The sequence below is a fragment of the Streptomyces sp. NPDC051976 genome (genome assembly GCF_040680795.1).
Taxonomy (GTDB): Bacteria; Actinomycetota; Actinomycetes; order Streptomycetales; family Streptomycetaceae; genus Actinacidiphila.
In genome coordinates this window covers 104,836-129,921 of the sequence record NZ_JBFAXL010000023.1, presented here as the reverse complement: position 1 = coordinate 129,921, position 25,086 = coordinate 104,836, and the positions used below count along the sequence as shown (strand labels likewise).

Annotated in this window: 25 protein-coding genes and 1 tRNA gene; 9 read left to right on the top strand and 17 right to left on the bottom strand. The window is 71.9% G+C overall.

The window, feature by feature from the left end; translation table 11 throughout:
- Positions 1-183: 183 nt before the first annotated feature.
- Both AB0M29_RS23005 and AB0M29_RS23000 read left to right on the top strand, forming a co-directional pair.
- Positions 184-768, top strand: a complete 585-nt coding sequence (locus AB0M29_RS23005) for a hypothetical protein (protein ID WP_365385355.1) — start codon at positions 184-186, stop codon at positions 766-768.
- Between the two features lie 109 nt (positions 769-877).
- Positions 878-1,531, top strand: coding sequence for an HAD-IA family hydrolase (locus AB0M29_RS23000; RefSeq protein WP_365385352.1), 654 nt, complete (start codon positions 878-880; stop codon positions 1,529-1,531).
- 30 nt (positions 1,532-1,561) lie between these two features.
- Here AB0M29_RS23000 and AB0M29_RS22995 read toward each other — a convergent pair whose 3' ends face one another.
- Positions 1,562-2,143 carry a TMEM165/GDT1 family protein gene (locus tag AB0M29_RS22995; protein WP_365385349.1) on the bottom strand — a complete coding sequence of 194 codons (582 nt, stop codon included), beginning with the start codon at positions 2,141-2,143 and terminating at the stop codon, positions 1,562-1,564.
- Positions 2,144-2,737: 594 nt separating this feature from the next.
- Here AB0M29_RS22995 and AB0M29_RS22990 point away from each other — a divergent pair.
- Entirely contained in the window at positions 2,738-3,418 is a 681-nt protein-coding gene (locus AB0M29_RS22990) for a VTT domain-containing protein (protein ID WP_365385347.1), read from the top strand.
- A 35-nt stretch (positions 3,419-3,453) separates the two neighbouring features.
- Here the strand turns inward: AB0M29_RS22990 and AB0M29_RS22985 are convergent, their stop codons facing one another.
- The gene (locus tag AB0M29_RS22985; RefSeq protein WP_365385344.1) at positions 3,454-3,639 is read right to left on the bottom strand and encodes a hypothetical protein; all 186 of its coding nucleotides are present in this window, start codon (positions 3,637-3,639) and stop codon (positions 3,454-3,456) included.
- Between the two features lie 238 nt (positions 3,640-3,877).
- Here AB0M29_RS22985 and AB0M29_RS22980 point away from each other — a divergent pair, with 238 nt between their 5' ends.
- A complete protein-coding gene (locus AB0M29_RS22980; protein ID WP_365385341.1) occupies positions 3,878-5,299 on the top strand; it encodes a family 2B encapsulin nanocompartment shell protein in 1,422 nt (473 codons plus the stop codon).
- Between the two features lie 87 nt (positions 5,300-5,386).
- On the opposite strand, the gene AB0M29_RS22975 is transcribed toward AB0M29_RS22980, so the two are convergent.
- Positions 5,387-6,148 carry a hypothetical protein gene (locus tag AB0M29_RS22975; protein ID WP_365385338.1) on the bottom strand — a complete coding sequence of 254 codons (762 nt, stop codon included), beginning with the start codon at positions 6,146-6,148 and terminating at the stop codon, positions 5,387-5,389.
- A 94-nt stretch (positions 6,149-6,242) separates the two neighbouring features.
- Between AB0M29_RS22975 and AB0M29_RS22970 the strand changes: the two genes are divergently transcribed.
- Complete coding sequence (locus AB0M29_RS22970; protein WP_365385335.1) at positions 6,243-6,698, top strand: hypothetical protein; 456 nt, start codon at positions 6,243-6,245, stop codon at positions 6,696-6,698.
- Between the two features lie 485 nt (positions 6,699-7,183).
- On the opposite strand, the gene AB0M29_RS22965 is transcribed toward AB0M29_RS22970, so the two are convergent.
- Positions 7,184-7,255 (bottom strand) — tRNA-Val (locus AB0M29_RS22965).
- Between the two features lie 146 nt (positions 7,256-7,401).
- Between AB0M29_RS22965 and AB0M29_RS22960 the strand changes: the two genes are divergently transcribed.
- The gene (locus AB0M29_RS22960; protein WP_365385333.1) at positions 7,402-8,643 is read left to right on the top strand and encodes a hypothetical protein; all 1,242 of its coding nucleotides are present in this window, start codon (positions 7,402-7,404) and stop codon (positions 8,641-8,643) included.
- Positions 8,644-8,703: 60 nt separating this feature from the next.
- Here AB0M29_RS22960 and AB0M29_RS22955 read toward each other — a convergent pair whose 3' ends face one another.
- Positions 8,704-8,922 (bottom strand): zinc ribbon domain-containing protein, encoded by a 219-nt coding sequence (locus AB0M29_RS22955; RefSeq protein ID WP_365385330.1) that lies wholly within the window; start codon positions 8,920-8,922, stop codon positions 8,704-8,706.
- Between the two features lie 114 nt (positions 8,923-9,036).
- On the opposite strand from AB0M29_RS22955, the gene AB0M29_RS22950 reads away from it, so the two are divergent.
- Positions 9,037-9,585, top strand: a complete 549-nt coding sequence (locus AB0M29_RS22950) for a DUF4383 domain-containing protein (protein WP_365385327.1) — start codon at positions 9,037-9,039, stop codon at positions 9,583-9,585.
- 37 nt (positions 9,586-9,622) lie between these two features.
- Here AB0M29_RS22950 and AB0M29_RS22945 read toward each other — a convergent pair whose 3' ends face one another.
- Positions 9,623-10,282, bottom strand: a complete 660-nt coding sequence (locus tag AB0M29_RS22945) for an O-methyltransferase (RefSeq protein ID WP_365385324.1) — start codon at positions 10,280-10,282, stop codon at positions 9,623-9,625.
- 47 nt (positions 10,283-10,329) lie between these two features.
- Here AB0M29_RS22945 and AB0M29_RS22940 point away from each other — a divergent pair, with 47 nt between their 5' ends.
- Positions 10,330-10,956 carry a nucleoside/nucleotide kinase family protein gene (locus AB0M29_RS22940; RefSeq protein ID WP_365385321.1) on the top strand — a complete coding sequence of 209 codons (627 nt, stop codon included), beginning with the start codon at positions 10,330-10,332 and terminating at the stop codon, positions 10,954-10,956.
- 7 nt (positions 10,957-10,963) lie between these two features.
- On the opposite strand, the gene AB0M29_RS22935 is transcribed toward AB0M29_RS22940, so the two are convergent.
- The 3 genes from AB0M29_RS22935 to AB0M29_RS22925 form a co-directional block, all read right to left on the bottom strand.
- Positions 10,964-11,800, bottom strand: coding sequence for an HAD family hydrolase (locus AB0M29_RS22935; RefSeq protein WP_365385319.1), 837 nt, complete (start codon positions 11,798-11,800; stop codon positions 10,964-10,966).
- 101 nt (positions 11,801-11,901) lie between these two features.
- Positions 11,902-14,415 (bottom strand): phosphoribosyltransferase, encoded by a 2,514-nt coding sequence (locus AB0M29_RS22930; RefSeq protein WP_365385317.1) that lies wholly within the window; start codon positions 14,413-14,415, stop codon positions 11,902-11,904.
- Between the two features lie 52 nt (positions 14,416-14,467).
- Positions 14,468-15,640, bottom strand: a complete 1,173-nt coding sequence (locus AB0M29_RS22925) for an HpcH/HpaI aldolase/citrate lyase family protein (RefSeq protein ID WP_365385315.1) — start codon at positions 15,638-15,640, stop codon at positions 14,468-14,470.
- A gap of 193 nt (positions 15,641-15,833) precedes the next feature.
- On the opposite strand from AB0M29_RS22925, the gene AB0M29_RS22920 reads away from it, so the two are divergent.
- On the top strand, positions 15,834-16,727 hold the full coding sequence (locus AB0M29_RS22920; RefSeq protein WP_365385312.1) for a TerD family protein: 894 nt from the start codon (positions 15,834-15,836) through the stop codon (positions 16,725-16,727).
- A gap of 24 nt (positions 16,728-16,751) precedes the next feature.
- Here AB0M29_RS22920 and AB0M29_RS22915 read toward each other — a convergent pair whose 3' ends face one another.
- From AB0M29_RS22915 to AB0M29_RS22880, 8 genes are all read right to left on the bottom strand, one after another.
- Positions 16,752-18,269: an ABC transporter substrate-binding protein gene (locus tag AB0M29_RS22915; protein WP_365385310.1), complete on the bottom strand. Its 1,518-nt coding sequence runs from the start codon at positions 18,267-18,269 to the stop codon at positions 16,752-16,754.
- Positions 18,266-20,281, bottom strand: a complete 2,016-nt coding sequence (locus AB0M29_RS22910; protein WP_365385307.1) for a hypothetical protein — start codon at positions 20,279-20,281, stop codon at positions 18,266-18,268. Before AB0M29_RS22910 ends, AB0M29_RS22915 begins: the two co-directional genes overlap by 4 nt.
- 129 nt (positions 20,282-20,410) lie before the next feature.
- Entirely contained in the window at positions 20,411-21,142 is a 732-nt protein-coding gene (locus AB0M29_RS22905; protein ID WP_365385304.1) for a Tellurium resistance, read from the bottom strand.
- An 87-nt stretch (positions 21,143-21,229) separates the two neighbouring features.
- A complete protein-coding gene (locus tag AB0M29_RS22900; RefSeq protein ID WP_365385301.1) occupies positions 21,230-22,402 on the bottom strand; it encodes a DUF475 domain-containing protein in 1,173 nt (390 codons plus the stop codon).
- A 63-nt stretch (positions 22,403-22,465) separates the two neighbouring features.
- The gene (locus AB0M29_RS22895; protein WP_365385299.1) at positions 22,466-23,041 is read right to left on the bottom strand and encodes a TerD family protein; all 576 of its coding nucleotides are present in this window, start codon (positions 23,039-23,041) and stop codon (positions 22,466-22,468) included.
- Between the two features lie 62 nt (positions 23,042-23,103).
- Complete coding sequence (locus AB0M29_RS22890; RefSeq protein ID WP_365385296.1) at positions 23,104-23,679, bottom strand: TerD family protein; 576 nt, start codon at positions 23,677-23,679, stop codon at positions 23,104-23,106.
- Between the two features lie 120 nt (positions 23,680-23,799).
- On the bottom strand, positions 23,800-24,258 hold the full coding sequence (locus tag AB0M29_RS22885; RefSeq protein WP_365385293.1) for a peroxiredoxin: 459 nt from the start codon (positions 24,256-24,258) through the stop codon (positions 23,800-23,802).
- 184 nt (positions 24,259-24,442) lie between these two features.
- Complete coding sequence (locus AB0M29_RS22880) at positions 24,443-24,883, bottom strand: DUF3052 domain-containing protein (protein WP_188285110.1); 441 nt, start codon at positions 24,881-24,883, stop codon at positions 24,443-24,445.
- Positions 24,884-25,086 lie beyond the last annotated feature (203 nt).

Here is a 25,086-nt window from a genome sequence, read left to right as displayed (position 1 = left end):
GCGCGGGGAACTGCGCGCTCAGCCCCCACCGGGCCGGTGGTCCGAAGACAACGCGTCTGCCCCATTGGGGCCGGTGGTGACCTGCAGGAGCGCGACGGCTGGTCGCGCAGTTCCCCGCGCCCCTAACGGGGCACTACGGTGCCTGGTACTCCGCAAGCGCACCGCGCTTCTAAGCTCGGCCCCATGCCCACACCCCCCTTCGGCATCGCCGAGTTCCAACTCGTACTGCTGCGCCGGATGGCGGACCACCACCCGGACCTGGTGGACGACGCGCTGCGCGCGCTGAGCGCATCGCACGCCGACCTGAGAGAAGCGCACCGCAAGTGGCAGGCCCGGGTGCATTCGCGGACGTTTCCGGCGGGTGAGCGCCGGTACCGGACGGCGCTGGGCCCACCGGAGGCGGAGGAGGAGCGGCAGATCGGGGATCTGCGGTGCAGGGCACTGCGGTGGCCGGTACCGCTGTGGCCGGACCTGCGGTTCGAGGTGCTGTGCGCGCCCGGCGGCGCACCCGGCGGCGGCGCGGTGTGGAACGAGTGGCTGGTGCGCGCCCCGGACGCACCAGCCCCGGCACTGCGTACACCCGCCGATCTGACGCCCTGGTCGTGCACGGTCGACGACGTGGCCCGCGCCTTCCCGCCCGCCACGCCGCTCACCGCCGACGCCCCCACCCGCTCGCGGCTCGCGGTGACGGCCCCCGGCACGGGTGAGCGGCTGGTCGCGCACTTCACGTGGGGGCTGCTGCAGTACGTCGAACCGGGGCCGGGGTAGCGAGAGCCGCCCTGATTTTGTATCGTGGGGGAACAAAATGGTTCCGCCCGCTTCCCCTGACCGGCGGGCGGAGCCGCTTGTTCACCCGCCGACGCGAGGAGCACCCCCGATGACGTCCGTACTCACCGCCCGCGCCCTGCTGCTCGACATGGACGGCACGCTGGTGAACTCGGACGCCGTCGTCGAGCGCTGCTGGCGCCGCTGGGCCGCCCGGCACGGCCTGGACGCGACCGCGGTCCTCAAGGTCGTGCACGGCCGCCAGGGCCACGCCACCATGGCCGTACTGCTCCCCGACCGTCCGATGGCGGAGAACCTCGCCGAGAACGCGCTGATGCTCGCCGAGGAGACCGCCGACACCGAGGGCGTGGTGCCGGTGCCCGGCGCGCCCGCCTTCCTGGCCGCCCTGAGCGGCCACCCGCACGCCCTGGTCACCTCGGCCGACGACGCGCTGGCCAGGACCCGGATGGGCGCCACCGGCCTGCCGCTGCCGCCAGTGCTGGTGACCGCCGAGTGCGTCAGCGCCAGCAAGCCGGACCCGGAGGGCTTCCTCAAGGCCGCCGCGGAACTGGGCTTCGCGCCCGCGGACTGCCTGGTCTTCGAGGACGCCGAGGTCGGCATCGCCGCCGCCAAGGCCGCCGGGATGCGCGTCGTCGGCGTCGGCCCGCGCGCCGCGGCCCACACCCCGACCGCGCACGCCGACTCCCTGGAGCAGGTGCGGATCGCGCCCGCCCCGGACGGCGGGCTGCTCGTCACCGTCGGCTGACCTCCCCCGTCAGCGCCCGCCGGACCCGGGCTAGCCCACCGCCGCCTCGTACAGGCTGAACCCGGCGAGCACCACCATCACCGCGGCCGCGATCTTCGTGATCAGCGCCAGCGGCACCCGCTTCATCAGCAGGCGGCCGCCGAAGATGCCGAGTCCGGCGACCGCCCACAGGCCCAGCGTGGCGCCGATGCCGACCGAGACCGGATCGTCGTAGCGGGCCGCCAGGTTGGCGGTCATGATCTGGGTGAGGTCGCCGAACTCCGCGACCAGGATGAGCATGAAGCCGGCCCCCGCGACCTTCCAGAAGCTCTGGTCGGCGGGCTGCCGCACGTCCTCCTCGTCGTCGCTGTTGGTGTACAGCAGCATCGCCGCGCCACCCAGGAACAGCACGCCCACCACGGCCTGCACCCAGCGGTGCGGCAGCAGCGTCAGCAGGCTGCCCGCGGCGATGGCGAGGGCGACATGGACCACGAAGGCCGCCGCGACCCCGCAGAAGACGTACGAGGCGCGGTAGCGGGTGCCGAGCATCAGCCCGGCGAGGGCGGTCTTGTCCGGGAGTTCGGCAAGGAAGATGACGCCGAAGACGACGGCGACGACGGTCAGGCTGAGCACGGGGTTGATCCTCGATCGGTAGGGATGCCGTACCGGAGAACCACGGGAAATCGGGGTCGCTTCGGCACGGCAGCGTCAGAACACTGCGGCCGAAGGTCTCGCTGGCGTCCTCCGCGGGCTGAACCGCGCGGTGACCGCCTCCGGGCGCCGGCCCGTCCGTCCACCTCGCGGTGAGCGGCCGGGCAGTATGTCGACGGTCCGGCGAAGAGCTACTCCCCTTCTGCTGCCGACCAGTCTAACGGGGGACGCGAACGTCGGCCGAGCGGGTGCCCGGCGGCCGGTGTGACCGTGCCCACGCATCGGCCCCGATGACGCGAGGTGCGGAAGTATTCCCGCCGCTTCGTGGTTGGGGTGTCTGGTACGTCACGGGCCCTCACCGGTATCGGGAGCGGCCCTTGGCGTACGCTGTACGGCTGACGGTGGATGAAGATCGGGCCACCGTCGTGGCAGCACCCGCACCACACTGCTTGACATGGCAAAACGTCAGCGAATCCGGCGAAGTGGCCGGGTGGCGCGACGCCGGAGCCGGATCACGCGGCGGCGCATCACACGGGCACGACACGGGTAGGAACTGGCGGAGGACGAGGAGGCGCGGTGCTGCACGGCCTGGGCTCCCTGTTCGACTGGCCATGGATCTACGCCCTGGTGGCACTGTCCGTCGTCCTCGACGTCTTCCTGCCGGTGCTGCCCAGCGGTGTGCTGGTGATCAGCGCCGCCACCGCCGGGTCCACCGGCGCCCGCGACGACCTTCTCGACGTGCTGACCCTGCTGGTCTGCGCGGCTGCCGCCTCCTGCCTCGGCGACCTGCTGGCCTACCGGCTGGCCTGGCGCGGCGGTGAGTGGTTCGACCGCCGCATCTCGTCCTCGCGGCGGCTCGCCGGTGCGCACGAGCGCCTCGGCCAGGTGCTGCACGAAGGCGGCGGCGCCCTGGTGGTGCTGGCCCGCTTCGCGCCCGCCGGACGCAGTGTGGTGAGCCTCGGCGCGGGCGCGGCCCGGCGCCGTCCCCGCGATTTCCTGCCCTGGTCCGCGCTGGCCGGGGTCGTCTGGGCGACGTACAGCGTCGGTCTGGGCTGGATCGGCGGCAAGTGGCTCGGGGCGAGCTGGCTGGGCACCCTGATGTCGTTCGTGGCCCTGCTGGGCGCGGGCGCCTTCGCCGCCTACGTCTTCCGCCGCGAGCGCCGGATAGCGCTGGCCGCGGCCCTGGCCGCGGTGCCGCTCACCATCCCGCCGCAGGGCCCCAGCCCGGACCGCGGCTCGGTCGTCGAGGCCCTCTAGCCCGGCACGGCTCTCCGCGGGCCGCGCGGCCCGGCTCACCGCCGCCGGCGGCGTCTGCTGGGGACCGCCCAGCCCGAACCGACCCCGCACAAGTGCAGGGCGACCAGGGTCAGTCCGGCGAGCAGCAGGCTCAGCGGGGTGAACCCCGCGTCGGTGCTGGTGCTCGTGGCGTTGATGATGTACGCGATGGCGAAGACGACAGCTGCGGCTGCGGCGAGCACGAGAACCTCCGGAGGGGGACGGCGCGGCATCCGTGCGATGCCGCTCTCACCCACCGGTTGCCCGCGAACCGCCTTCTGACGCACACCAGTTCGCCCGTGTACGACGGGCCGCAAAGGGCCTGGCCGCAGCGGATTTCCCACTATTCGGAAAGTATTCTCACTCGTTCCGGCAATAGCCCGCACTCCGCGTGACCGAAAGAATTGGGGCCGTATCACCCTCTTACGGGAAGGACAGCCCATGTCGGTTGATGCGGGCCAGGACACCGCACTTGGCAATCCGCAGAACGGCCAGGCGCGTACGAGCCTCGATACGGCGGCCGCGCGGAATCTGGCCACCACCACCAAGTCCACGCCGCAGATGCAGGGGATCTCGTCCCGCTGGCTGCTGCGTGTACTGCCGTGGGTGCAGGTCAACGCCGGTACGTACCGGGTGAACCGGCGGTTGTCGTACTCGGTCGGCGACGGGCGGGTGACGTTCGTGAAGACCGGTTCCGAGGTGCGGGTCATCCCGCAGGAGCTCGGCGAGCTGGCCGCGTTGCGCGCGTTCGACGACCACGACGCGCTCACCGCACTGGCGGACCGTTTCGTCCAACAGCAGTTCGAGCCCGGTGATGTCATCGCCACCGCGGGCCAACCCGCCGACACCGTCTATCTGCTGGCACACGGCAAGGTCGAGAAGCTCGGCGAGGGCTCGTACGGCGAGCAGACCCGGCTCGGCGTGCTGGCCGACGGCGCGCACTTCGGCGAGCAGGCGCTGCTCGACGGCGGCGGGACCTGGGACTTCACCGCCCGCGCCGCCACCGTCACCACATTGCTCGCCCTGACCCGGCAGTCCCTCGAACCGCTGCTCGGCCAGGCCGACGGGCTGCGGGCGCATCTGGAGGCGCACCGCGCGATCCCCCAGCAGCGGATGAACAAGCGCGGCGAGGCCGCGATCGAGCTGGCCTCCGGCCACAAGGGCGAGTCCGCCCTGCCGGGCACCTATGTCGACTACGAAGTCAAGCCGCGTGAATACGAACTGAGCGTCGCCCAGACCGTGCTGCGCGTCCACAGCCGCGTCGCCGATCTCTACAACGAACCGATGAACCAGACCGAGCAGCAACTCAAGCTCACCGTCGAGGCGTTGCGCGAACGCCAGGAGCACGAGCTGATCAACAACCCGGAGTTCGGGCTGCTGCACAACGCCGACTACGACCAGCGCATCCAGCCGCACGCCGGGCCGCCGCTCCCCGACGACCTCGACGAGCTGATCAGCCGCCGCCGCAACACCAAGTTCCTGCTGGCGCACCCGCGCACGATCGCCGCGATCGGCCGCGAGTGGACCCGGGCGGGCATCTACCCCTCCTCGGTCGAGGTGCAGGGCCACACCGTCCCGGCCTGGCGCGGGGTGCCGATTCTGAGCTGCAACAAGATCCCGATCACCGAGGCCCGCACCAGCGCGATCATCGCCTGCCGTACGGGCGAGGACAACCAGGGCGTCATCGGCCTCAACCAGACCGGCCTGCCCGACGAGTACGAACCGGGCCTCAACGTCCGCTTCATGGGCATCGACGAGAAGGCCATCATCAGTTACCTGGTCAGTACCTACTTCTCGGCCGCCGTCCTGGTCCCCGACGCACTGGGCGTGCTGGAGAACGTGAACGTCTCCAACTGGCGCTGACGCCCTCCGCCCCACACGAAGCGGCTCCCCTGCCCGGCCTGGCAGGGGAGCCGCTTCGTGTCGCCTTCGCCTTCGGGACCGCCGGTGTCAGTGGCCGCCCAGCACGATGTCCCTGATCGCGTCGGCGGACACCGCCAGGCCGCCGCCGAAGGGCGAGTCCAGGTCCCAGATCAGGAAGAGCAGGAAGGCGATCAGCGCGCTGAACAGGCCCGCGAGCAGCAGTTCCTTGCCGGACCTGCGGATCTGCAGGGTGAAGATCAGCCCGACCGTGACCAGCGCGCCGGTGATCAGGCCGAACCACACCATCCCCGGCATCGTCGCCCCGGCGCTCTGCCCGCGCGAGGTCCGCGCCTGGTCGACCGCCGAGACCTGGTCGACCACCGGCTGGTACGCCTGCGCCGCCAGATCGGACTTGGGCGAGAACTGCGTCACGTCGGTCCGCAGGGTGTCGAGCAACGCGGTGCCCTGCGGCGACAGTTCACCGTGGTTCTTCATGTACGGCCACTCCTTGTCGGCCACGAACGCCGCGCAGGCGTCCACGTCCGCGCGGATCCGGTCACGGACGTCCGGCGGGTACACCTGCACCCGGGCGCTCACCTCGTGCAGCGCCTGGGCCTCCCGCAGCACGTCGTCCTGCGCGGCGCCCCGGCCCTCCCAGACGCCCGCGATCGCCAGCCCGATCACGATCGCGTAGATCACGCCGATCATCATCGTCATGTACTCGATGACGTCCGGCGTCTCCGTCGGGTCGTCGTCGTCCGGCACCCTGCGCTGCCTGAGCACCACCACGCTGATGACCACCACGCACGCCGCCGCCATCGCGATCAGCAGTGCCACCCATTGCGACATGGTGAAATCCCCCTCGCTCCCACATCAGTTGTTCCTGCGGTACGAGCCCGAGCCGGGCCGCAGCACCGCGGCGGCCAGGAGGGCGGGCACGGTCGTGAGCAGCATCGTGATCATCACCGAACGCCGGTGCGTCCGGGGCGGCGCCACGGGCGGCGGCGCCGCCGCGGGCCAGTGCACGGCCGCCGGAGGCGCGGGCCTCGGCTTGGGCACGGGCTTCGGTGCCGGATGCGGCTTCGGCGGTGCGACCGGCGCCGGTGCCGGGCGAGCGGCCACGACCGGCCGCGGCGGTGCGGGCCGCGGTGTTGGCCGCACCGTGGGGCGCGGCTTCGGTACGGGTCTCGGCGTCGGCCTGGGTTTGGGCGTCGGGCTGGGCGGCGCCTTCGGCGGCGGGGTCGGTGTCGGGGTCGGGGTGGGACACGGTTTCGGCTTGTGGTGGCGATGGCAGAACCAGGTCCACGGGAACCCTTCGTGCCGCGGCCCGCACCACTCCCGCCGCCAGCGCGCCGGATCCCCGGGCCGCAAGTGGTCCGGCGCGCGCGCCGCGTCCTGACCGCCGCGATCGCCCTGACCGCCCTGCTCGCCGGAGTGCCCGTGCTCCGGCCGGTCCCGTGCCACCTCCTGATCGCCGGAGGACTGGTGCTCCCGCCAGCCTCGCGCCACCTCCTCCAGGACATCGGCGCCCGGGCAGGCTCCCGCCGGGCTCCATGCCACCGCGTCGGGACACCGCGCCCGGGGTTCGGCCGCCGCCGCGCCCCCGAGGCCCCACGATCCCGCCGCCACCATCACCATGACCAGCGCCGCCCACGACGGGACGCGCCTCCCCCACGAAATGCTCACCTGCTTATCGTCAGCAGCGGCGTAGCCCCGGAACCCCCTTCCGCCGGGCGTTCCCCCTAAGGAGTCACGCGGCGCCCAAACACTCGACCGGCGGCGCGAGAAGGCGCACGGAGGCGCGGGACGGCGCGGGGAGGCGCGGGGCGCCGGAAACGACGGCGGGCCCACCCTGCGAGAGGGTGGGCCCGTGACCGTACGGGGTGGGCGTGGACGGTTTCGAACCGCCGACATCCGCCTTGTAAGGGCGGCGCTCTACCACTGAGCTACACGCCCCCGGGTTCGCGACGTCACAGATTACCCTGCCCGAGGGCGTGATCAGCAACCGCGTTGCCGTGGGACCGGGCCGTGTGTTCGGCGCGGCCGGGTGGGAGGATGGAGCCGACGGTGGTGGGCGGGCGGATCTACGGGAGACAGTCACTGTGACGACGGCACGTTCGTGGTGGCGACGCGGCGACAACCACCGTGCGGAGGCGCAGGCGGCCAAGGACGCGGCCGGGCAGGCCTTCTACGAGCTGGACACCGCGCAGCGCGAGCTGGAGATCTCGATAGAGACCATCTCCGCGGTGGACGACTCCCCCGAAGCGCGCCGGGCGCTGGCCGGTTTCCGGGCGCTGGGCGAGCGCATCGACCAGGTGAGCGCGGCCTACATCGCGGTCGTGGACGCCCATGACCTGGACCGCGACGAGCTGGACACCGCCACGATCGCACATGCGCGTACCGAGCTGACCAAGGCCAAGGACGAGCTGGACAAGGCCAAGGCGGAGCTGGAGCGGTTCTCCACCAGCCTGGGGCCGCTGCTGGGCAAGGCGGAGACGCAGCTCGCCCGGCTGGCGCCCGCGGTGGAGCGGGCCAAGCAGTCCCTGCTGGCGGCCAGCAACGCCCTGGACGGGGTCAGGGCGGCCGGGCTGAAGGCCGACGCGCTGGCGGCCCGGCTGGCGGCCCTGGGGCCCGAGCTGACGAAGCTGAACGAGGGCGCGAGCAGGCACGGCGTTCAGCAGACCGTGCAGCGCGCCGACGAGGTACGCCGCAAGGCCGACGCGGTGCGGGCCGAGGCGGAGCGGCTGCCCGAGCAGGCCCGCGAGATCGACAAGCGCCTGGTGTCGCTGCGGACCCGCGTACAGGCGCTGGGGAACCGGGCGGAAGGCGTGGACCCGGTGCTCAGCGAGCTGCGGCGGCGGTACTCGCTGGCCTGCTGGGAGGACCTGCAGCAGGTGCCCGCGCAGGCCGCGGGCGCGGTACGGCAGGCGGAGACGGCGCTGGCGGAGGCCCGCGGGGCGCGCGACGAGCAGCGCTGGGCGGACGCCACCGCGAAGCTGGCCACGGTCAGGGCGCTGATGGACGACGTGGACGGCGCGGTGTCGGCGGCCGGTGACCGGCTGCGACGGCTGAACGAGGTCAGCAAGGACCCGAAGGCCGAGGTCGAGAAGACCCGCTTCGTGATCAGGGACGCGCAGCGGCTGGCCATGCAGGGCCGCGCCACGCCTGAGCCCCGGCACGCCAAGCCGCTGGACGACGCCGTGGCCCGGCTGGACCGGGCGCTGGCCGCCCTGGAGGGCCGCCACCCCGACTACTGGGCGTTCCTCACCGAGACCGCCGCCGTACGGGAGACCGCGAACCGCGTGGTGGCCAACATCCGCGAGGACCGCGCCGCGGGCCGCTGAGACCGGGCCGCGGACGGGTCACCTCGGACGCGTCAGCTCGGACGCCTCAGCTCGGACGCGTCAGCCGCAGCAGCCGCCGCCGCAGCACCCACCGCCGCCGCCCGCGGGCGCCGGGGCCGAGGCGGCGGAGGCCGAACCGCCCACCGCGACCGTCGACAGCAGCTTGACGGTGTCGTCGTGGCCGTCGGGGCAGGCCGCGGGCGCGCCGGACTCGGCCATCGGGCGGCTCAGCTCGAAGGTGGTTCCGCAGGCTTTGCAGCGGTATTCGTAACGAGGCATGGCCCCAGGGTAGCGGGCTGCCGGGCGGCCGCACCGAAGGCCGGTTCCCGGTGCCCGACCTATCCTGGAGACGACGGTGGCCTCGAACCCCGCTTCCCCCCGAAGGAGGCCGGAATGCGTCTCGACGAACACCTTCCCGTGGATCACAAGCTGAGCCAGGTCTACCGCTACGGAGCCGGTGCGATGGGCCTGGTCCTTGTCGTCTTCGGAATCCTCGGGCTGCTCAACGGAGTGTCGTTCCTGTCCCACGCCGGCAAACACCTCGCCGGGCTGAACTCCAACGGCGCGCTGAGCACGATCTCGATCGTGGTCGGGGTGCTGCTCTTCGTCGGCATGGTGATCGGGGGCAACTTCGCCTCCACGCTCAACATCTGCGTCGGCGTCGCCTTCCTGCTCAGCGGCTTCGTGAACCTCGCCCTGCTGGACACCGGCAGCAACCTGCTGGCGTTCAAGATGTCGAACGTGCTGTTCAGCTTCGCGGTGGGCGTCATGCTGATGTTCTTCGGCATGTACGGCAGAGTCCACAGCCATCTGCCGCACGACAACCCGTACTGGATCAGCCGCCATCCCGAGGAGGCGGCGCGCGAGCGGGAGGCGGCGGCCGCCGCCCGCCGCCCGACACCCGCCCGTCGGCCGCCGCCGCACGGACTGCCTCAGCACTGAGGAGTGCTGAGGGTCCGTCAGCCGCGGGGTGGGGCGGCTACTTCCTGCGGGCCAGGGTGAGGCCGTCGGCGATGGTGAGCAGCACGTCGTCGACCCGGTCGTCGGCGCGCACATGGTCGTTGAACGCCCGCACGCCCGCGGTGGCGCCGGTGGCGCCCGCGTCGGTGACCTCGCCGTGGAAGAGGGTGTTGTCGACGACGACCAGGCCGCCGGGGCTGAGCCGGGGCACCAGCTCCTCCCAGTAGGCGATGTAGTTCTCCTTGTCGGCGTCCAGGAAGACCAGGTCGATCCACTGGCCGCCGGGCAGTGCGCGCAGGGTCTCCAGGGCGGGCGCGATCCGCAGGTCGATCCGGTCGGCGACCCCGGCCTTCGCCCATGCCTCACGGCCGATCGCGGTCCACTCCTCGGAGATGTCGCAGGCGATGAGGCGGCCGTCCGCGGGCAGCGCCTGGGCCATCGACAGCGTCGAGAAGCCGGTGAAGGTGCCGACCTCGACGATCTGGCGGGCGCCGGTCAGCCGGACCAGGAAGGCCAGCAGCGGCCCCTGCTCCTCCGCGGTCTGCATCCCGGCGGACTCGGCGAGCCGCTGGTGGGTAGTGACGACCAGCTCCCGCTGCACGGCGTCCAGGGGCGGGTTGTGGTCGAGGACGTATGCGTACAACTCCGGCGTGAGCTGCGGGTTCTTCGTTTCGTACAAGGGTCTTCTCCCTGGTGGGGCCCTCGGCGGGCCTCTAAGGTGACGAGATGCTCGTGGATGACGCGATGACCTTGGTGCCCAGCATTCCAGGCCGCAGGGCGCTGCTGGGACTGGCGGGCGCGCCGGCCGCGGGGAAGTCGACGCTGGCCCTGCGGCTGGTGGCCGGGGTCAACGCGCGGCTGGGCCCGGGCACCGCCGCGTATGTGCCGATGGACGGCTTCCACCTGTCCAACGCGCAGTTGGACCGGCTGGGCCTGCGCGACCGCAAGGGCGCGCCCGAGACCTTCGACGTGGACGGCTATGTCGCGCTGCTGCGGCGGCTGCGGGCGGACCCGCGGCGGCCGGTCTACGCCCCCGACTTCGACCGGCGCCTCGACGAACCGGTGGCCGCCGGCCTGGTCGTGCCGCCCGGCACCCCGCTGGTGGTGACCGAGGGCAACTACCTGGCCGACGACGGCCCCGGCTGGGACGAGGTCCGCGACCTGCTGGACGAGCTCTGGTACGTCGACACCCCGCGCCAGCTCCGCGAACGCCGGCTCCTGCACCGCCACGTCCGCGGCGGCCGCACCACACCCGAGGCCCGCGCCTTCATCGCCGCCAGCGAGCGCCCCAACGCCCGCCGCGTGGAACGCGGCAAGCAGCACTGCACCCGGGTCGTCGTCCCGGGTGACTAGGGCGCGGCTAGGCCGCCAGGCCATCGGCCGCCGCGCGGACCAGCATGCGCCGCAGTATCTCCTCGCCCGCCGCGACGCCCGCGGTGGCCAGGCCGGTGACGTGGGGGGCGGTCCAGCCGGAGTCGGCCAGTTCGCCGTGGCCGGGGCGCCAGCCGGCGTCCGCGGCCATCAGCAGGTCCGCGTCGAGCAGCGAGTCACCGGCGGCGAAGACCTGGTCGGCGCCGCTGCGGCGGACCACCTCGGCGAGCGCGGCGCTCTTGCTGAGCGGCTTGGGGACGGCGTAGATCTTGCGGCCCTGCAGCGAGACGGTCCAGCCGCGCGGTTCCGCCCAGGCGGCCAGCTCCTTCACCCAGCCGACCGGCAGCCGCTCGCGGTCCACCACCAGGTAGGCGAAGAGGTCCTCGGCGATCCGCTCCTTGCGCAGCCACAGCGGGTCGGCGGTGGCCGCCAGGTGCGCGCGGATCTCTTCGAGCGGCACGGAGCCGTCGGCGAGCCTGCGCCGCATCTCGGCGTTCCAGTCGTGGTCGGTGCGGCCGTCGACCAGCAGGTGGCCGCCGTTGGCGCAGATCGCGAAACGCGGCTGCGGCCCCGGCAGGCTGATCCTGCGGTACTGCTTGCGGGTGCGGGTGGTGGCGGGCACGAACTGCGTGGCGTCGGCGAGTTCGACCAGCAGCTCGGCGGCGGTCTCCGTCAGGTACGACAGCGGCTTGGCCTCGTGCACCTCGACGCACAGCAGCCGGGGCGCGTGCTCGTCGGGCATGCTCAGCGCGAGCGCGGCCGTCGAGTAGATCAGCGTGCGGTCGAGGTCGCTGGCGACCAGGGTGCGCGGCGTCCTGCTGGTCATCTGGCTGATCCCCTGGCTGATCGGGTGAGCGGTCGTACGGCTGGCCGTACGACCGGTCTGGCTCGTCGTCTGACGTGTCGTCTGACTCGTCTGCTGGCTGGTCACTTGACCTCCACCGCCTTGCCGTCGGTGCCCGTCGCCCCGCGGGTGTAGCGCGGGTGGATGAGACCGACGCAGGAGTACGGCAGCCCGTCGGTCTCCTCCACCGGTACACCGCGCTGGGCCGCGAGCAGCCGTACGTGGTCCAGGTCGGCGCCCGCGCCGCGCTGCGCGAGGATCTTCCACGGTACCCGGCGCAGCAGCACCCGGGTCGTCTCGCCCACCCCGGGCTTGACCAGGTTCACGTCGTGGATGCCGTACTCCTCGCTGATCCGCTCGACGGCGGCCCACCCTTCCCAGGTGGGCGAACGGTCCGCGGAGCGCAGCGACTTGACGTCCTCCGCGACGGCGTCGCCGACGCCGTCGAAGGCCGCGGTGACGGTGTCGAGGAAGAGCATGGAGACGTCGGCGCCGGCGAGTTCGCGGTAGAACTTGGCGCCGTGGAAGTCGTCCGGCCCTGTGAGGTCGGCGCGCAGCACGGTGCGCGAGACCAGCCCGGAGACGGTCGAGTTGAGGCACGCGGACGGGATCAGGAAGTCGTCGCGGGTGCCGTAGGTGGACACGCAGCCGCCGGGGTCGGCCAGCACCGCGATGTCCGGGTCGAAGACGCCGGGGCCCTCGAACCGCGCGACGGCGTCGGCCAGTTCGCGGGTGATGGCGCCCTTGCCGGTCCAGCCGTCGACGAACACGGCGTCGGCCGGGGCGTGGTGGGCGGCGAGCCAGCGCAGCGCGTTGCCGTCGATGCCGCGGCCGCGGACGATCGACACGGCGTAGTGCGGCAGGTCGAGGCCGTGCGCGTGCCGGGCCCAGCGGCGCATCAGCACGCCGACGGGGGTGCCCGCGCGGGCCAGCGACACCAGTACGGCGTCCGGTCCGCGCTCGGCCAGCACGAGTTCGGTGACGGCGCCGACGGCCCGGGCGATCCGGGCGGCGGAGGCACTGAGCGCGGACCGGAACAGCTCCTGGTACTCCGCGCTGGGCTGGTACTCCACCGGCAGCGACTCCGCGTAGTGCGCGCCGCCGCTCTGGATCGCCTCCTCGCGCTCCTCGGTGGGCGCCTCCAGCTCGACGTCGGAGAGGTCCTTGAGCAACCAGCCCACCTCGTCGGCCGGGTAGGACGAGAAGGCGGGACCGCGCAGCGGTTCGGGCAGCGGGCGGGCGGTGTCGCTCATGGCGCGGGTCTGTCCGTTCGTTCGTGCGGTGGCGCGGGAGGCCAGCCGGGACCGCAGCGCGGCCCTGAGCCGGGGCTGCGGCCGGTAGGTGGGGACGACGGCCAGCAGCAGCCGGCCGGTGTGCGCGGCGAGGTGTGCCAGCAGCCCGTCGGGCGCGTACAGCTCGGGGGTCTCCCCGGCGGAGTCCACGACGCACACGACGGCGTCGAAGCCCGCCCCGGCGACGTTGTACGCGTACCGCTCGGGCGCTCCGCCGTCCGACGGCTCGTCGTGGGCGGGGAAGACGATACGGCTGCGGATCGCGTACCCGGGGTCGTCGACGGCGAGCACCGGGGAGCGGGTCGTGGTGGAGAACCGCACGTCCACCAGGGGCCGCCCGGCGGCCGACAGCGCGTCCTGCAGCGCCCCGGCGAGCCGCAGCGGGGCGTACATCAGCTCCTCGTTGCCGAGGACCAGCACCCGGTGGGCGTCCTCGGGGAGCGCGGCGCACAGGGCCTCGCCCATGGCCGGGAGGGCGTCCTCCAGGGTCTGCCGGTGGGCGGCGGTGAAGCCGTGGCGGCCGCCGTCGGGCACCCCGGCGGGCCAGCCGAGGTCGACATGGGTGAGGTCGTAGTGGTCCGCGGGGGCGGGCGGCGCGCTCTCGTGCCGCGCCACCAGGGCCTGGCCGAGGTCGAGCACCCCCTCGGGGAGGGTGACGGTGCCGGCGGCCAGGGCGATGACGTCGACGGCCGCGCCCAGCGACGCGGCGAAGTCGTCGAGCCGCCGCCGGTCGGCGGCCGACCGCATGTCGGTGAGGGCGACCACCACATAGCGCTCCCGCGGGTGGCGGCCGTGCAGGTCGCGGATGGTGTTCAGCACGGTCTGGCCGGTGGAGAACTCGTCGTCGACCAGCACGAGCGGACCGCTGCCGGACAGCAGCGCCGGGTCCTCGGGCAGCAGCAGGTGCCCGGTGGCGTGGCTGTGCTCCTCCTGGAACCCGCCGTCGGCGGTGACGCCCGGCACCTCGCGCCGGGTGGAGTGCAGATACGGCACCCCGCCGATGCCGTCGGCCACCGCGTGGCCGAGGCCGGTGGCGGTCTCGGCGTAACCGAGTACCACCGCCGCCCCGGCCGCGTCGGGGCCGAGCAGCTCACGAGCGCGTACGCCCAGCGCGTACGCCTGCCCGTACACCTCGTGCGGGCTCTGCGGCACGTGCTTGCCGAGCAGGTTGGAGACCAGCAGGTGGGCGCGCTTGGGGTTGCGCCGCAGCGCGAGCCCGAGCACGTCGTGCAGGCCGTCCCCGTCCAGGCCGATGCCCAGCCGGTCCGCGACCCACTGGCCCGGCCAGGGCGTGTGCGTTGCCATGCAGAGGTTTCTCTTCCGTTCGGTGCGACCGCTCCCCGGGCGGGGAGGGCGGTCAGGACTGCGGCAGGCCCGCCGCGAGCAGTTCCACGAAGCCGATGTCCTCGCGGGCGACGCCGAAGACCTCGGCGCGGCGCACGGTGCGCTCCGCCCAGGCGCGGTGCGGCTTCACCTCGTTCATCTTGTTGGTGTAGGCGGACCGCAGGACACCGCCGCCGCTGCGGTCCTCGTCGAGGATGTCCACGGCGTCGCAGAACTCCTCGTGGGTGACCACGCTGAGCGCGTGCACCACCGGCACATGGCTGGGGTGGATGCAGGTCTTGCCCTGCAGGCCGTTGGCCCGGTCCAGCTCGATCTCGCGGAGCAGGCCGTCCATGTCGCGCTCGATCAGCGTGGTGCGCAGGTCCTCGGCCTCGGGCGTGAAGGGGCTGCGGCGCAGCTGCGGCTTGAACATCCGCTCATGGTGGCGGAAGTACTCCCAGACCGGCCCGGTCACGGTGAAGCCGCTGCCGTCGGCGCGGCCCAGCACATTGACCACGTCGGCGATGACGGAGGCGACGATCTGCACGTCGTAGGCGGTCATCGCGGGGGCGCGGCGCAGCCCGTAGGACGAGCAGAAGTCGGTGACGCCCAGTCGTAGCGCCAGCACCCGGTCGCGGTACTTGTCGACGGTGCGGGCGATGCCGTTGAGCGACTCCACCCGGGTCTCCAGGTGCAGCAGCTGGGGCGATTCCAGGACCGGCATGGCGAACAGCCGGTGACCGCTGTCCGCCTCGGCCTGGGAGAGCGCCTCCAGGAAGGGGACCCCGGTCTCCTCGGTGAACTTCGGTAGTACGAATCCGGACAGCAGCGCGACGGTGTCGCCGAGCCGGGCGACGAGGTCGGTGATCTGGCCGGGGGTGCGCACCCGTATGAACAGCAGCGGGATGCCCGCGGCGGCACCGGGTCGCGCGGCGAGGTCGGCGAACTGGTGGACCAGATTGGCCTCACCTGCGCTGACGTCCCGGTCGTCGATGGAGTCCTCCAGGCACAACACCATGGACACGACGCCGCGCGCGGCCTGTTTGCGTATGTCGTCCGCGAGCTGCGGACGGGTGGCGGGGCTGTACAGCGTTGCCCCGAGGGCGACCGCGAGCATGCGTGCGGGCGAGGCGGCAGTGAACTCCTGCGGCTCGCGGTAGAACAGTTCACTCCTGGTATCAGAAGCGAGGTGTCCGAAGTGTCGCATACGCCCCATTCCGAGGTAGTGGGCCCGAGGATATCTGGCCGATTATCGTACGTGCGAGCATGCGGTACAGGTTCCCTCCCTACGTGAAAAACAGGTAACCAGGGCAGGTCCGCCGCGTGACCTTCCACGCGACGCGCCGGGCGCCCGGTTCCGGCGTTGTGGGCCGCCCCGCGGGAAGGGCAGGATGGCCCGCATGACGCACGTGATGGTGAAGGGCTCGAACATCCAGCTGGACGCTCCCGGCATCCGGGCGGTGCTGCGCTGGAGCTCCGGTCCCGGCGCCCCCGACGTGGACGCCTCGATGCTGTTGCTGGGACCTGACGGCCGGGTCCGCTCGGACACCGACTTCGTGTTCTACAACGAACCCAGGCACCCCTCGGGGCTGGCCCGCCATCTTCCGAAGACGCGGGTGGCCGAGGGCCTGACCGACACCGTCGAGGTGGACCTGGCGGCACTGGACGCCGACGTGCACCGGATCGTGATCGCCGCGTCCTGCGACGGCGGGCCGTTCCGGCTCGTCCAGGACCTGTGCGTACTCCTCTATGACACCACAGGCCCGCAGCGGGCGCCGATCGTGACCTTCGAGGTGCGCCCCGACACCGGCCACGAGACCGCGCTGATCTGCGGCGAGCTGTACCGCAAGGGCGACGGATGGAAGTTCCGCGCGCTCGGCCAGGGCTACGCGACCGGGCTGATCGGACTGGCCACCGAGTACGGCATCACCGTCGACGACGTGGAGGGCGGCGACTCCGACCGCACCGCCGTCCCCGCGGCCACCGCCCCGCCGACCGTGGCCCCGGCCGTGGCCGCCGCCGCGGACCCCGGGCCGACCAGCGCCTACGGCTACCCGCTGCAGGCGCCCGCTTCCGGCCATGTGCCCGCCCAGCCCGCCTACGGCTACCCGCAGCCCGTCGCGGGGCCCGTGATGCCCGCCGCGGCGCCCGCCGTGCCCCCGGTGCACCAGCAGCCGCAGCAGGGCTACCCCGCCTACGGCTATCCGCAGCCGGTGGCCGCCGCCGCGAGCGCCCCGGCCGACCCGTCCTTCACGCTGCCCCCGCAGGGGCCGCAGTTCCAGCCCCAGCGGTAGCGGCGGTGCCGGGCGCGGCCACGGCTACGGCCTGACGACCGCCTGGAAGGTGTACCGCCCGTTCGGCTCCAGCTTGACCAGCGCCATCGGCTTGTTCTGCGGGTTCCCGGCGGGACCCAGGTCGATCGGGCCGCTGACCCCCGACACCGGCTGCCCGCTCAGCAGGGCGTTGAGGGTGCTGCCGCTGGTGACCGGGACCGTGCCGCCGTCGCCCGCCGCATCCCTGATCGCCACCCCGAGCGTCCACAGCGCGTCGTGGGCGAGGATCACCTGGCCGTCCTGGAAGTCGTCGTCCCCGGTCCCGCCGAACTCCTGGTGGTACAGCGTCCGGAAGCCCGTGTACGGGTTGTTGGCGGGCTTGTAGAGCAGCCCGGGCAGCTCGGGGTGGCCCAGCGCGGTGTAGAGCGCCGTCACCCCGCTCACCCGCCAGTCGGCCTGGAACTGCCGGCGGGTCGCGTCGCTCACCGACGCGTCGTAGTAGACGCCGACCGCGTCGTCCCCGGTCAGCACGGTGACCGGGCAGCGCCGGCCGGCCGCCGACATCGCGGTGATGAAGCCGCGCAGGTCCACCCCGCGCCCGGCGAAGAAGACCGCGTCCGGCTTCTTGTCGCAGACCCGGTCGGCCACCGACGACAGGTCGTTGCTGATGCTGCCGTCGATCCCGGAGATGTAGCCGAGGTCGCCGCTCATCAGGGCGAGCTGCTTCTTCGCCGCGGCCCGGGTGAAGTCGGTGAAGAGCGAGGTGTTGTAGATGTCGTCCTCGTTGCGGTCACGGACGACCAGCACCTTGTAGCCGGGCTTCGCGGTCTGCTGCTGCCTGAGGTAGCCGGCCGCGCCGCTGGCCTGGTCGGCGTTGGGCGAGGAGGTGCTGAAGAAGCCCACCTCGTCGGCGGAGGCCAGGCCGTCGGCGGTCACCGTGGCGCCCATCATCGGGACCTTGGCCGCGCGCAGCGCCTTGACCGCGTCCAGCGTGCCGCCGCGGCTCTGCCCGAAACCGGCCACCGCGACCAGGTGGTTGCCGTCCTTCGTCATCGCGATGAGCTTGTCGGTCAGCGGCTTCCACTGCTCCGAGCGCAGCCCGATGTTGGCCACCAGCAGCCGGATCTGCGGCAGGTCTCCCCGGCCGCCCAACTGGGCGTCGTTGAGCTGCCGCTGGGCCAGGTACGCGCCCTCCAGCTCCTCCTTGATGCCGTACTTGATGGCCTCCTGGTTGGGGTCGGTGGTGATCGGCTCGACGTAGGCGACGCTCACCCAGGGCCGGTTCGCGTTCTTGACCCGCTTGTTCTCCGCCAGGATCTTGGCCATCACCGGCCGCAGCGACTTCTCGAACGTGAACGAGCCGTCGCTCACGCCGATGCACTCGTCGGCCGACCCGGTCTTGTCCACCCCGTGCCCGCAGCTCTGCAGATGGTCGTAGATCGCCACCCCGCCGAAGGCCGCGGCCGCCAGCAGCACCACCACGACGACGAGCAGCGGCCACTTGCGGCGCGGCGGCGTGGGCAGGGTGAAGGGCGGTAAGGGGTCCTGCGTCCCGGTGCTCACCAAGGTTTCCTCTCGTACTGCCTGACCTTGCGGTCGAAGACGTCACGGTCGCGCTCGCCGCCGCGGGTCAGCCGCCGCAGCGTCCTGAACTCCTCGGCGATGTAGTAGTAGAGCTCCGCGTAGGGATCGCCGAACGGGTCCTCGTACGCGTCGGCGCAGGGGTCCGTGTGCGGGTGCGCGGTGATCCAGCCCGCCGCGAGCAGCCGGACGATCGCCTGCCGTGCCTCGTCGCCCGTGGGGCTGCCCACCAGCCGGTCGTACCGGTCGCGGGCGGGCTCGGGCCGGCCGCCGGGCCAGCGGGCGGGCGCCCGCTGCACCGCGGACAGGTCGTCGCACCACTGCGCGGCGGGCACCGCGTGGAAGCGCGCGTGCAGATGGTCCACGGCGAGGCCCAGCTCCTCCCTGGCCAGGGCGTGGTAGGCGGCCGTGCGCGGGTCGTCGGCCAGCGCCGCCTCCCGCAGCGCGGCGTGCGCCCCGTCCCAGGAGCCGGGCCCGTCCGCGGCGCCCGCCGCGTCCAGCCTGCGCAGCAGCAGGAAGCGGACGACCGGCTGGTACACCACCTGCCCGTCGTCCTCGAAGCGGCGCCGCAGCGCGGGCGCCACATGGCGCCACAGCGCCGGGGCGGCCTCGGCCTGCCCCTGGCTGAGCGCGGCGGCGGCCCGCGGCAGCACCCGGCGCAGCCCGGAGTCGCAGTCGGCCAGCAGATGGTCGAGGGTGGCGTCGGCGACGCTCGCCGTACGCCGCCCCCCGTCGCCCGGCTGCGAGGGCGCGCTGAGCGCGGGCCACCGCCTGAGCCGCTCGTCCCAGGGGGTGTCGGCGGGGAAGCGGCCCAGCGCGTCGAGTACGGCGCCGGTGGCGGACGGCTGGCCGCGGGTCAGCCCGTGCACGATCCAGCCCAGCCAGTACCCGGCGTTGTCCGCCTCGGGCTGCCGGGCGCCCTCGGGGAGCGCGGCGAGCACCGCCTCGGCGTGCTCCTCGACCTCGCCGCGGTCCAGGTCGCGCAGCCAGCCCACATGCAGCCGCCCCACCGGGACGGGCTGGAAGTGCTCCGCGCCCGCCGCCCAGCTCGCCGCGTAGTCCGGCGCGGCCGGCAGATGCCGCTCCTCGCGGATCAGCACCTCCGGCGGGCGCCGCGAGGTCGCCACCACCAGCAGCGGATCGGTACGGGCCGGGCGGCCGTGGTCGCCGCCGCGGGCGTCCAGCAGCAGGTGCAGCAGGGACTCGCCGAGTTCGCCGTCGGCGTTGTCGAGCAGCACCAGGCAGTGCACCGTACGCCGCCGGTCGCCCGAGCGGTGCTGGTACTCGGCGCGCAGGTCCGCCAGGAACGCCTCGAAGAGCAGCCGCTGCGCCTCGCGCTGCTCCACGGGATGGCCGCGGAAGAGCCGGTTGACGCCGACCAGGAAGTCCGCGCCCGCCCGGGGGCCGCCGACGTCCCGGGCGGCGCGGGCCGCGGTACGGCTGCCCAGCATCTTGGCCCGGATCCGCTGGCCGCCGCGGAGCACCGGCACGATCTGGGTGATCCACTGGGTGACCCAGCCGGGCAGCACCCCGCCGGTGACCCGGGCCACGGCGTCCAGCAGCCCCTGCAGCGACTCGAAGGAGTAGTTCTGCTGGGCTGTGGACTCCAGCCACTGGCGCATCTGGGCCAGCGCCGCCGCCCGGTCGCGGGTGTTGACCTCGGCGACCGCGGCCAGCAGCACCACGGTGAACGACCGGAAGACCAGCGGCGGAAGGCCGTCCTTACGGGCCTGGAGCTGGTAGGCGACATCGGCCAGCGCGTCGAAGAGGGTCTTGTCGCCCTGTTCCATGGCCGTCAGGTCGAGCGAGGCCAGCGGCACCGCCGCGCCCCAGGTCTCGATGTGCCGCAGCAGCGAGGTCTTGCCGCTGCCGCGCGGCCCCAGCAGCAGAACGGCGGGCAGTTCGGCCAGCGGGCCCCGCGGGCGGGTGAGCCGGGTGCCGACATGGTTCTGTATCGCACGGTCCCGTAAGGACCGCCCGGGCCAATCGGGCACAGCTCTCCCCCTGCACGCCGCACAACGAATGTGGTGGCTACCCAGGGTGCCGCAATTCCCTCACGGAGTAAGCGGGTTGCCGCAATTTACTGGGCCGTTCAACATTGCGGTCGGTCAATACTCGGGCGGTCAAACCTTCGACTTGTACCCGCGGCCCCACTGCAGGCCCCAGCCGTAGAGCCGGTCGATCTCGGCCTGGAAGCCGTAGACGTACTTCACCTCGCGGCGCACCACCAGCTCGCCCTTGCGGTTCTCGATCAGCACCACCGCGCAGGAACGGGCCTGCGGCTCGCGCTCGTTGAGCGGGATCTCGATCCGCGGCCCCGAGGTCGGGAAGATCTCCACCTTGGCGTGCGTACGGTCGAACGCGGGCGTGCCGTCGTAGATGTAGACGAACACCAGCAGCCGCTTGAACTCGTCGCGCTTGTCGAAGTTGATGTAGAGCGTCTCGCCGGAGGTGCCGCCGAACCGGTCGTCGCCGCTCATCTGGATGAACGGCGGGGCGTCCAGGTCGCCGAGGAAGTTGCCGAGCGGCTGGACGACGCCCTTGGTGCCGTCGGCCAGTTCGTACATGCAGGCCAGGTCGAGGTCGACATTGACCATGGCGGGTCCGGCGGCCTGCACCACCCGGGGTTTGAAGACATCGAGCTGGCGGCGGAGGAAGCCGCGCTGGTCGGTGCTCCAGCCGCCGGTGTCCGAGGTGCGCATCGACCAGGAGAGGTTGACGCGCAGATTGCCGACCGCCGCTCCCTGCTTGGTCAGCGACACCATCGGGTGGCGCTTGGTGAGTTCCACGGTGTGCGCGTTCGCCACGTCGAACTGCTCGGCGCCACTGGGCCGGAACAACCTCCACCAGGACATCCGCTGTCACCCTCCCCCTTCGTCATCCCGTACACAGCACGCTGCCCCCGCCGGACGGCGAGGGCAGCGCAGGAGTGGCCGACCGGGTCAGACCCCGGTCGTGACTTCCGCCTTGTCGTCCGACTGCTCGGAGTCTTCCCCGAGTCGGCGGTTGCGTACCACCGACGACCAGTAGGAAGCGGCGATCAGCACCACACCCACCAGACCGGTGATCACCTCGCTGACGTCGTACTTGATGGTGATCATCAAGATGACCGCCAGCGCGCCGATCGCGTAGTGCGCGCCGTGCTCCAGGTAGACGTAGTCGTCCAGGGTGCCCTTGCGGACCAGGAAGACGGTCAGCGACCTGATGTACATGGCGCCGATGCCGAGGCCGAGCGCGATCTGGAAGATGTCGTTGCTGATGGCGAAGGCGCCGATGACACCGTCGAACGAGAAGGACGCGTCGATCACTTCCAGGTACAGGAACATGAAGAACGCGGCCTTGCCCGCGAGCCCGACGGCCGCGAGGGCGCCGGAGCCGTTGGACTTCGCGGGCGCGGCGGACTCCTCGCCGTCCGCCCCCTCGGCGCCGTCCTCGTCCTCGTCCTCCTCCTCTTCGAGGCGCTCCTCGAAGAAGCCGGAGATGCCGCCGACCACCAGGTAGGTGACCACGCCGGCGACGCCGGAGAGCAGCACCGTGGAGGACTTGTCGATGGTGCCGTGGCCGCCGTGCAGCGGAACCCCGGTGGCCACCGTGGTGGCGACGACGATCAGGACGGTCAGCGCCACCGCGACCGAGAGCATGTCCAGCTTGCCGAGCTTGGCCAGCGGCCGCTCCAGCCAGGCCAGCCAGTTGATCTCCCGGTCCTCCAGGATGAAGTCGAGGAAGATCATCAGCAGGAACATCCCGCCGAAGGCCGCGATCGCCGGGTGCGCGTTGGTGACCAGCGTCTCGTACCGGTCGTGGTCGTTGATCGCGACCTTGACCGCCTCGTACGGGCTCAGCTTGGCGGTGATCGCCACGATGATGATCGGGAAGACGAGCCGCATACCGAAGACGGCGATGAGCACGCCCACGGTGAGGAACATCTTCTGCCAGAACGGGTTCAGCTTCCGGACGATCCCGGCGTTGATGACCGCGTTGTCGAAGGAGAGCGAGATCTCCAGGATGGACAGGATCGCGACGACCGCGAGCCCCTTGCCCCCCCAGAAATAGCCGGCCAGGGCGAGGCCGGCGGCTGTGATGCCGAACGACCAGCCGAATGTTCTGAGGAGCACGTGCTTCCCACCCAATCCCTTGTGCACCCCCTGCAACGCAGGAGCCCCGCGCGGTACGCGGTTTTACGAAACGTTGACCCCGAAGTCTAGGGCGATGCCTCGCAGTCCGGACGCGTACCCCTGACCTACCGCACGGAACTTCCACTCGCCGCCGTAGCGGTACAGCTCACCGAAGATCATCGCGGTCTCGGTGGAGGCGTCCTCGGTCAGGTCGTAACGGGCCAGCTCGGCGCTGTCCGCCTGATTGAGCACGCGGATGTACGCGTCGCTGACCTGGCCGAAGGTCTGCGAGCGGGCATCCGCGTCGTAGATCGAGACGGGGAAGACGATCTTGTCGACATTGGCCGGGACGGCGGTCAGGTCCACCAGGATCGTCTCGTCGTCACCGCCGGTGCCGCCGACGAGTTCGTCGCCGGTGTGCTCCACGGAGCCTTCCGGGCTCTTGAGATTGTTGTAGAAGACGAAGTACTCGTCTCCCAGTACCCGGCCGTTGCCGCACAGCAGCGCGCTGGCGTCCAGGTCGAAGTCGGCTCCGGTGGTCGAGCGGGACCTCCAGCCGAGGCCGATCTGCACCTTGGTGAGATTCGGCGCGGCCTTGGAGAGGGAGACATTGCCTCCCTTGGCGAGCGTGACGCCCATCGTGGTTCGTTCCTCCCCGTAGTCACGGTCGTGTCATGCGGTTGTCGTGCCGGCGCGCGACGTCAGACGTTGACGCCGAAGTCCTGGGCGATGCCGCGCAGGCCGGAGGCGTAGCCCTGCCCGATGGCCCGGAACTTCCACTCGGCGCCGTGCCGGTACAGCTCGCCGAAGACCATCGCGGTCTCGGTCGAGGCGTCCTCGGTCAGGTCGTAGCGGGCCAGCTCGGCGCCGCCCGCCTGGTTGAGCACCCGGATGTAGGCGTTGCGCACCTGGCCGAAGCTCTGCTGGCGGGACTCCGCCTCGTAGATCGAGACCGGGAAGACGATCTTGGCGACGTCGGCCGGGACCCCGGCGAGGTTCACGTTGATGACCTCGTCGTCGCCCTCGCCCTCACCGGTGAGGTTGTCGCCGGTGTGCTCCACCGAGCCGTCGGGGCTGCGCAGGTTGTTGAAGAAGACGAAGTGCTGGTCGGAAAGGACCTTGCCCTGGTCGTTGGTGAGCAGTGCGCTCGCGTCCAGGTCGAAGTCGTTGCCGGTGGTGGTGCGGGCGTCCCAGCCCAGGCCGACCACTACCGCCGTGAGGTTCGGGGCCTCCTTGGTCAGCGAGACGTTGCCACCCTTGCTGAGGCTGACTCCCACGAGTCCTCCCAATCGGTTTCGTGCGTTGGATTGCGCCCGCGGTGCTGCGTGCGGTCCGTGCGCTGGTTGCGGATCTGCTACCGGATCAACGTGCCGAGCTTAGTGACCGGTTCCCCTGGACTACAGCGCCTGGAGGGCCTTTGCGTAGTCATGAAGGTCGCGGGCGTCCGGCAGCCCGTTGACGACGGTCCAGCGGACCACGCCGTCCTTGTCGATCACGAAGGTGCCGCGCAGCGCGCAGCCCTTGTCCTCGGCGAAGACGCCGTACGCCCGGGAGACCTCGCCGTGCGGCCAGAAGTCGGACAGCAGGGGGTACTCCAGGCCCTCCTGGTGGGAGAAGACCCGCAGGGTGGGCACGGAGTCGCAGGAGGCCGCCAGCAGCTGCACCTGGTCGTTCTCGAACTCCGGCAGCGCGTCGCGCAGCGCGCACAGCTCACCGGTGCAGACGCCGGTGAAGGCGAAGGGGTAGAAGACCAGGACGACGTTCTTCACGCCGCGGTAGCCGGAGAGGGTCACGGGCTGCCCGTGCTGGTTCATGAGCGTGAAGTCCGGGGCGGCGTCGCCCACTTCGATGGCCATAGGGCCACTTTATCCGGCGGCGGTCACCCGGGACATCCGCCCGGCAACCGCCCTGTGTCCGCCCGGCATCCACCCCGCATCCACCCCGCATCCACCCCGCATCGGCCCCGCATCGGCCCGCCGCACGCACGGGACCCCCGCCGGCCACGGCCGGCGGGGGTCCCGTTGGGTCTGTGCGGAAGGGCTAGCGCTTTCCTGCGCGGGCCGTCTTGGGGGTCACCAGTCGGCTGCCGGTCCAGTCCTTGGCGGCGTTCACGCTGCTGGTCTGGGCAAGCCCGGCGGTCTGTGCCGCCTCGCCGATCTCACTGGGCTCGACATGGCCGTCACGCCCCGTCTTCGGGGTCATCAGCCAGATCGGGGCGCCGGGGTCGACCGTCGACGTGGCGTCGACAAGTGCGTCGGTGAGGTCGCCGTCGTCCTCGCGGAACCACAGCAGGACGGCGTCGGGCACGTCGTCGTACTCCTCATCGGCGAGCTCTTCGCCCGTGAGCTCCTCGATACCCTCGCGAAGCTCCTGGTCGCAATCCTCGTCGTACCCGAGCTCCTGGACCACCTGTCCGGGCTCGAAACCAAGCCGGCTCGCCGGGTTGGTCCGCTCCTCCGCGTGGTCCGCGGTCGCGCTCACGCTTTGCCTCCTGTCATGGGGAAAATCTACCCGCGCCAGTGCGGGTTATGGGCGGTAGTCCACACGGGCGCGGCGGATCGCGCAAGTACCCGGCGTACGAGACCGCCGAAACGGTGATGATTCGACCGTGTCACCGCAACCCGTACCCCCAATGGTGACGCACATCACGGCGGTTTGCCGGTGTTGTGCGGGAATGGCGCCGC

Coding starts and splice junctions, on each gene's coding strand:
- AB0M29_RS22955 (WP_365385330.1), bottom strand. CDS start 8,922: ATGCCTCGTTACGAATACCGCTGCAAAGCCTGCGGAACCACCTTCGAG.
- AB0M29_RS22925 (WP_365385315.1), bottom strand. CDS start 15,640: ATGCGACACTTCGGACACCTCGCTTCTGATACCAGGAGTGAACTGTTC.
- AB0M29_RS22905 (WP_365385304.1), bottom strand. CDS start 21,142: ATGTCCTGGTGGAGGTTGTTCCGGCCCAGTGGCGCCGAGCAGTTCGAC.
- AB0M29_RS22935 (WP_365385319.1), bottom strand. CDS start 11,800: ATGACCAGCAGGACGCCGCGCACCCTGGTCGCCAGCGACCTCGACCGC.
- AB0M29_RS22930 (WP_365385317.1), bottom strand. CDS start 14,415: ATGGCAACGCACACGCCCTGGCCGGGCCAGTGGGTCGCGGACCGGCTG.
- AB0M29_RS22980 (WP_365385341.1), top strand. CDS start 3,878: ATGTCGGTTGATGCGGGCCAGGACACCGCACTTGGCAATCCGCAGAAC.
- AB0M29_RS22885 (WP_365385293.1), bottom strand. CDS start 24,258: ATGGCCATCGAAGTGGGCGACGCCGCCCCGGACTTCACGCTCATGAAC.
- AB0M29_RS23000 (WP_365385352.1), top strand. CDS start 878: ATGACGTCCGTACTCACCGCCCGCGCCCTGCTGCTCGACATGGACGGC.
- AB0M29_RS22940 (WP_365385321.1), top strand. CDS start 10,330: ATGCTCGTGGATGACGCGATGACCTTGGTGCCCAGCATTCCAGGCCGC.
- AB0M29_RS22920 (WP_365385312.1), top strand. CDS start 15,834: ATGACGCACGTGATGGTGAAGGGCTCGAACATCCAGCTGGACGCTCCC.
- AB0M29_RS23005 (WP_365385355.1), top strand. CDS start 184: ATGCCCACACCCCCCTTCGGCATCGCCGAGTTCCAACTCGTACTGCTG.
- AB0M29_RS22950 (WP_365385327.1), top strand. CDS start 9,037: ATGCGTCTCGACGAACACCTTCCCGTGGATCACAAGCTGAGCCAGGTC.
- AB0M29_RS22975 (WP_365385338.1), bottom strand. CDS start 6,148: ATGTCGCAATGGGTGGCACTGCTGATCGCGATGGCGGCGGCGTGCGTG.
- AB0M29_RS22895 (WP_365385299.1), bottom strand. CDS start 23,041: ATGGGCGTCACGCTCGCCAAGGGAGGCAATGTCTCCCTCTCCAAGGCC.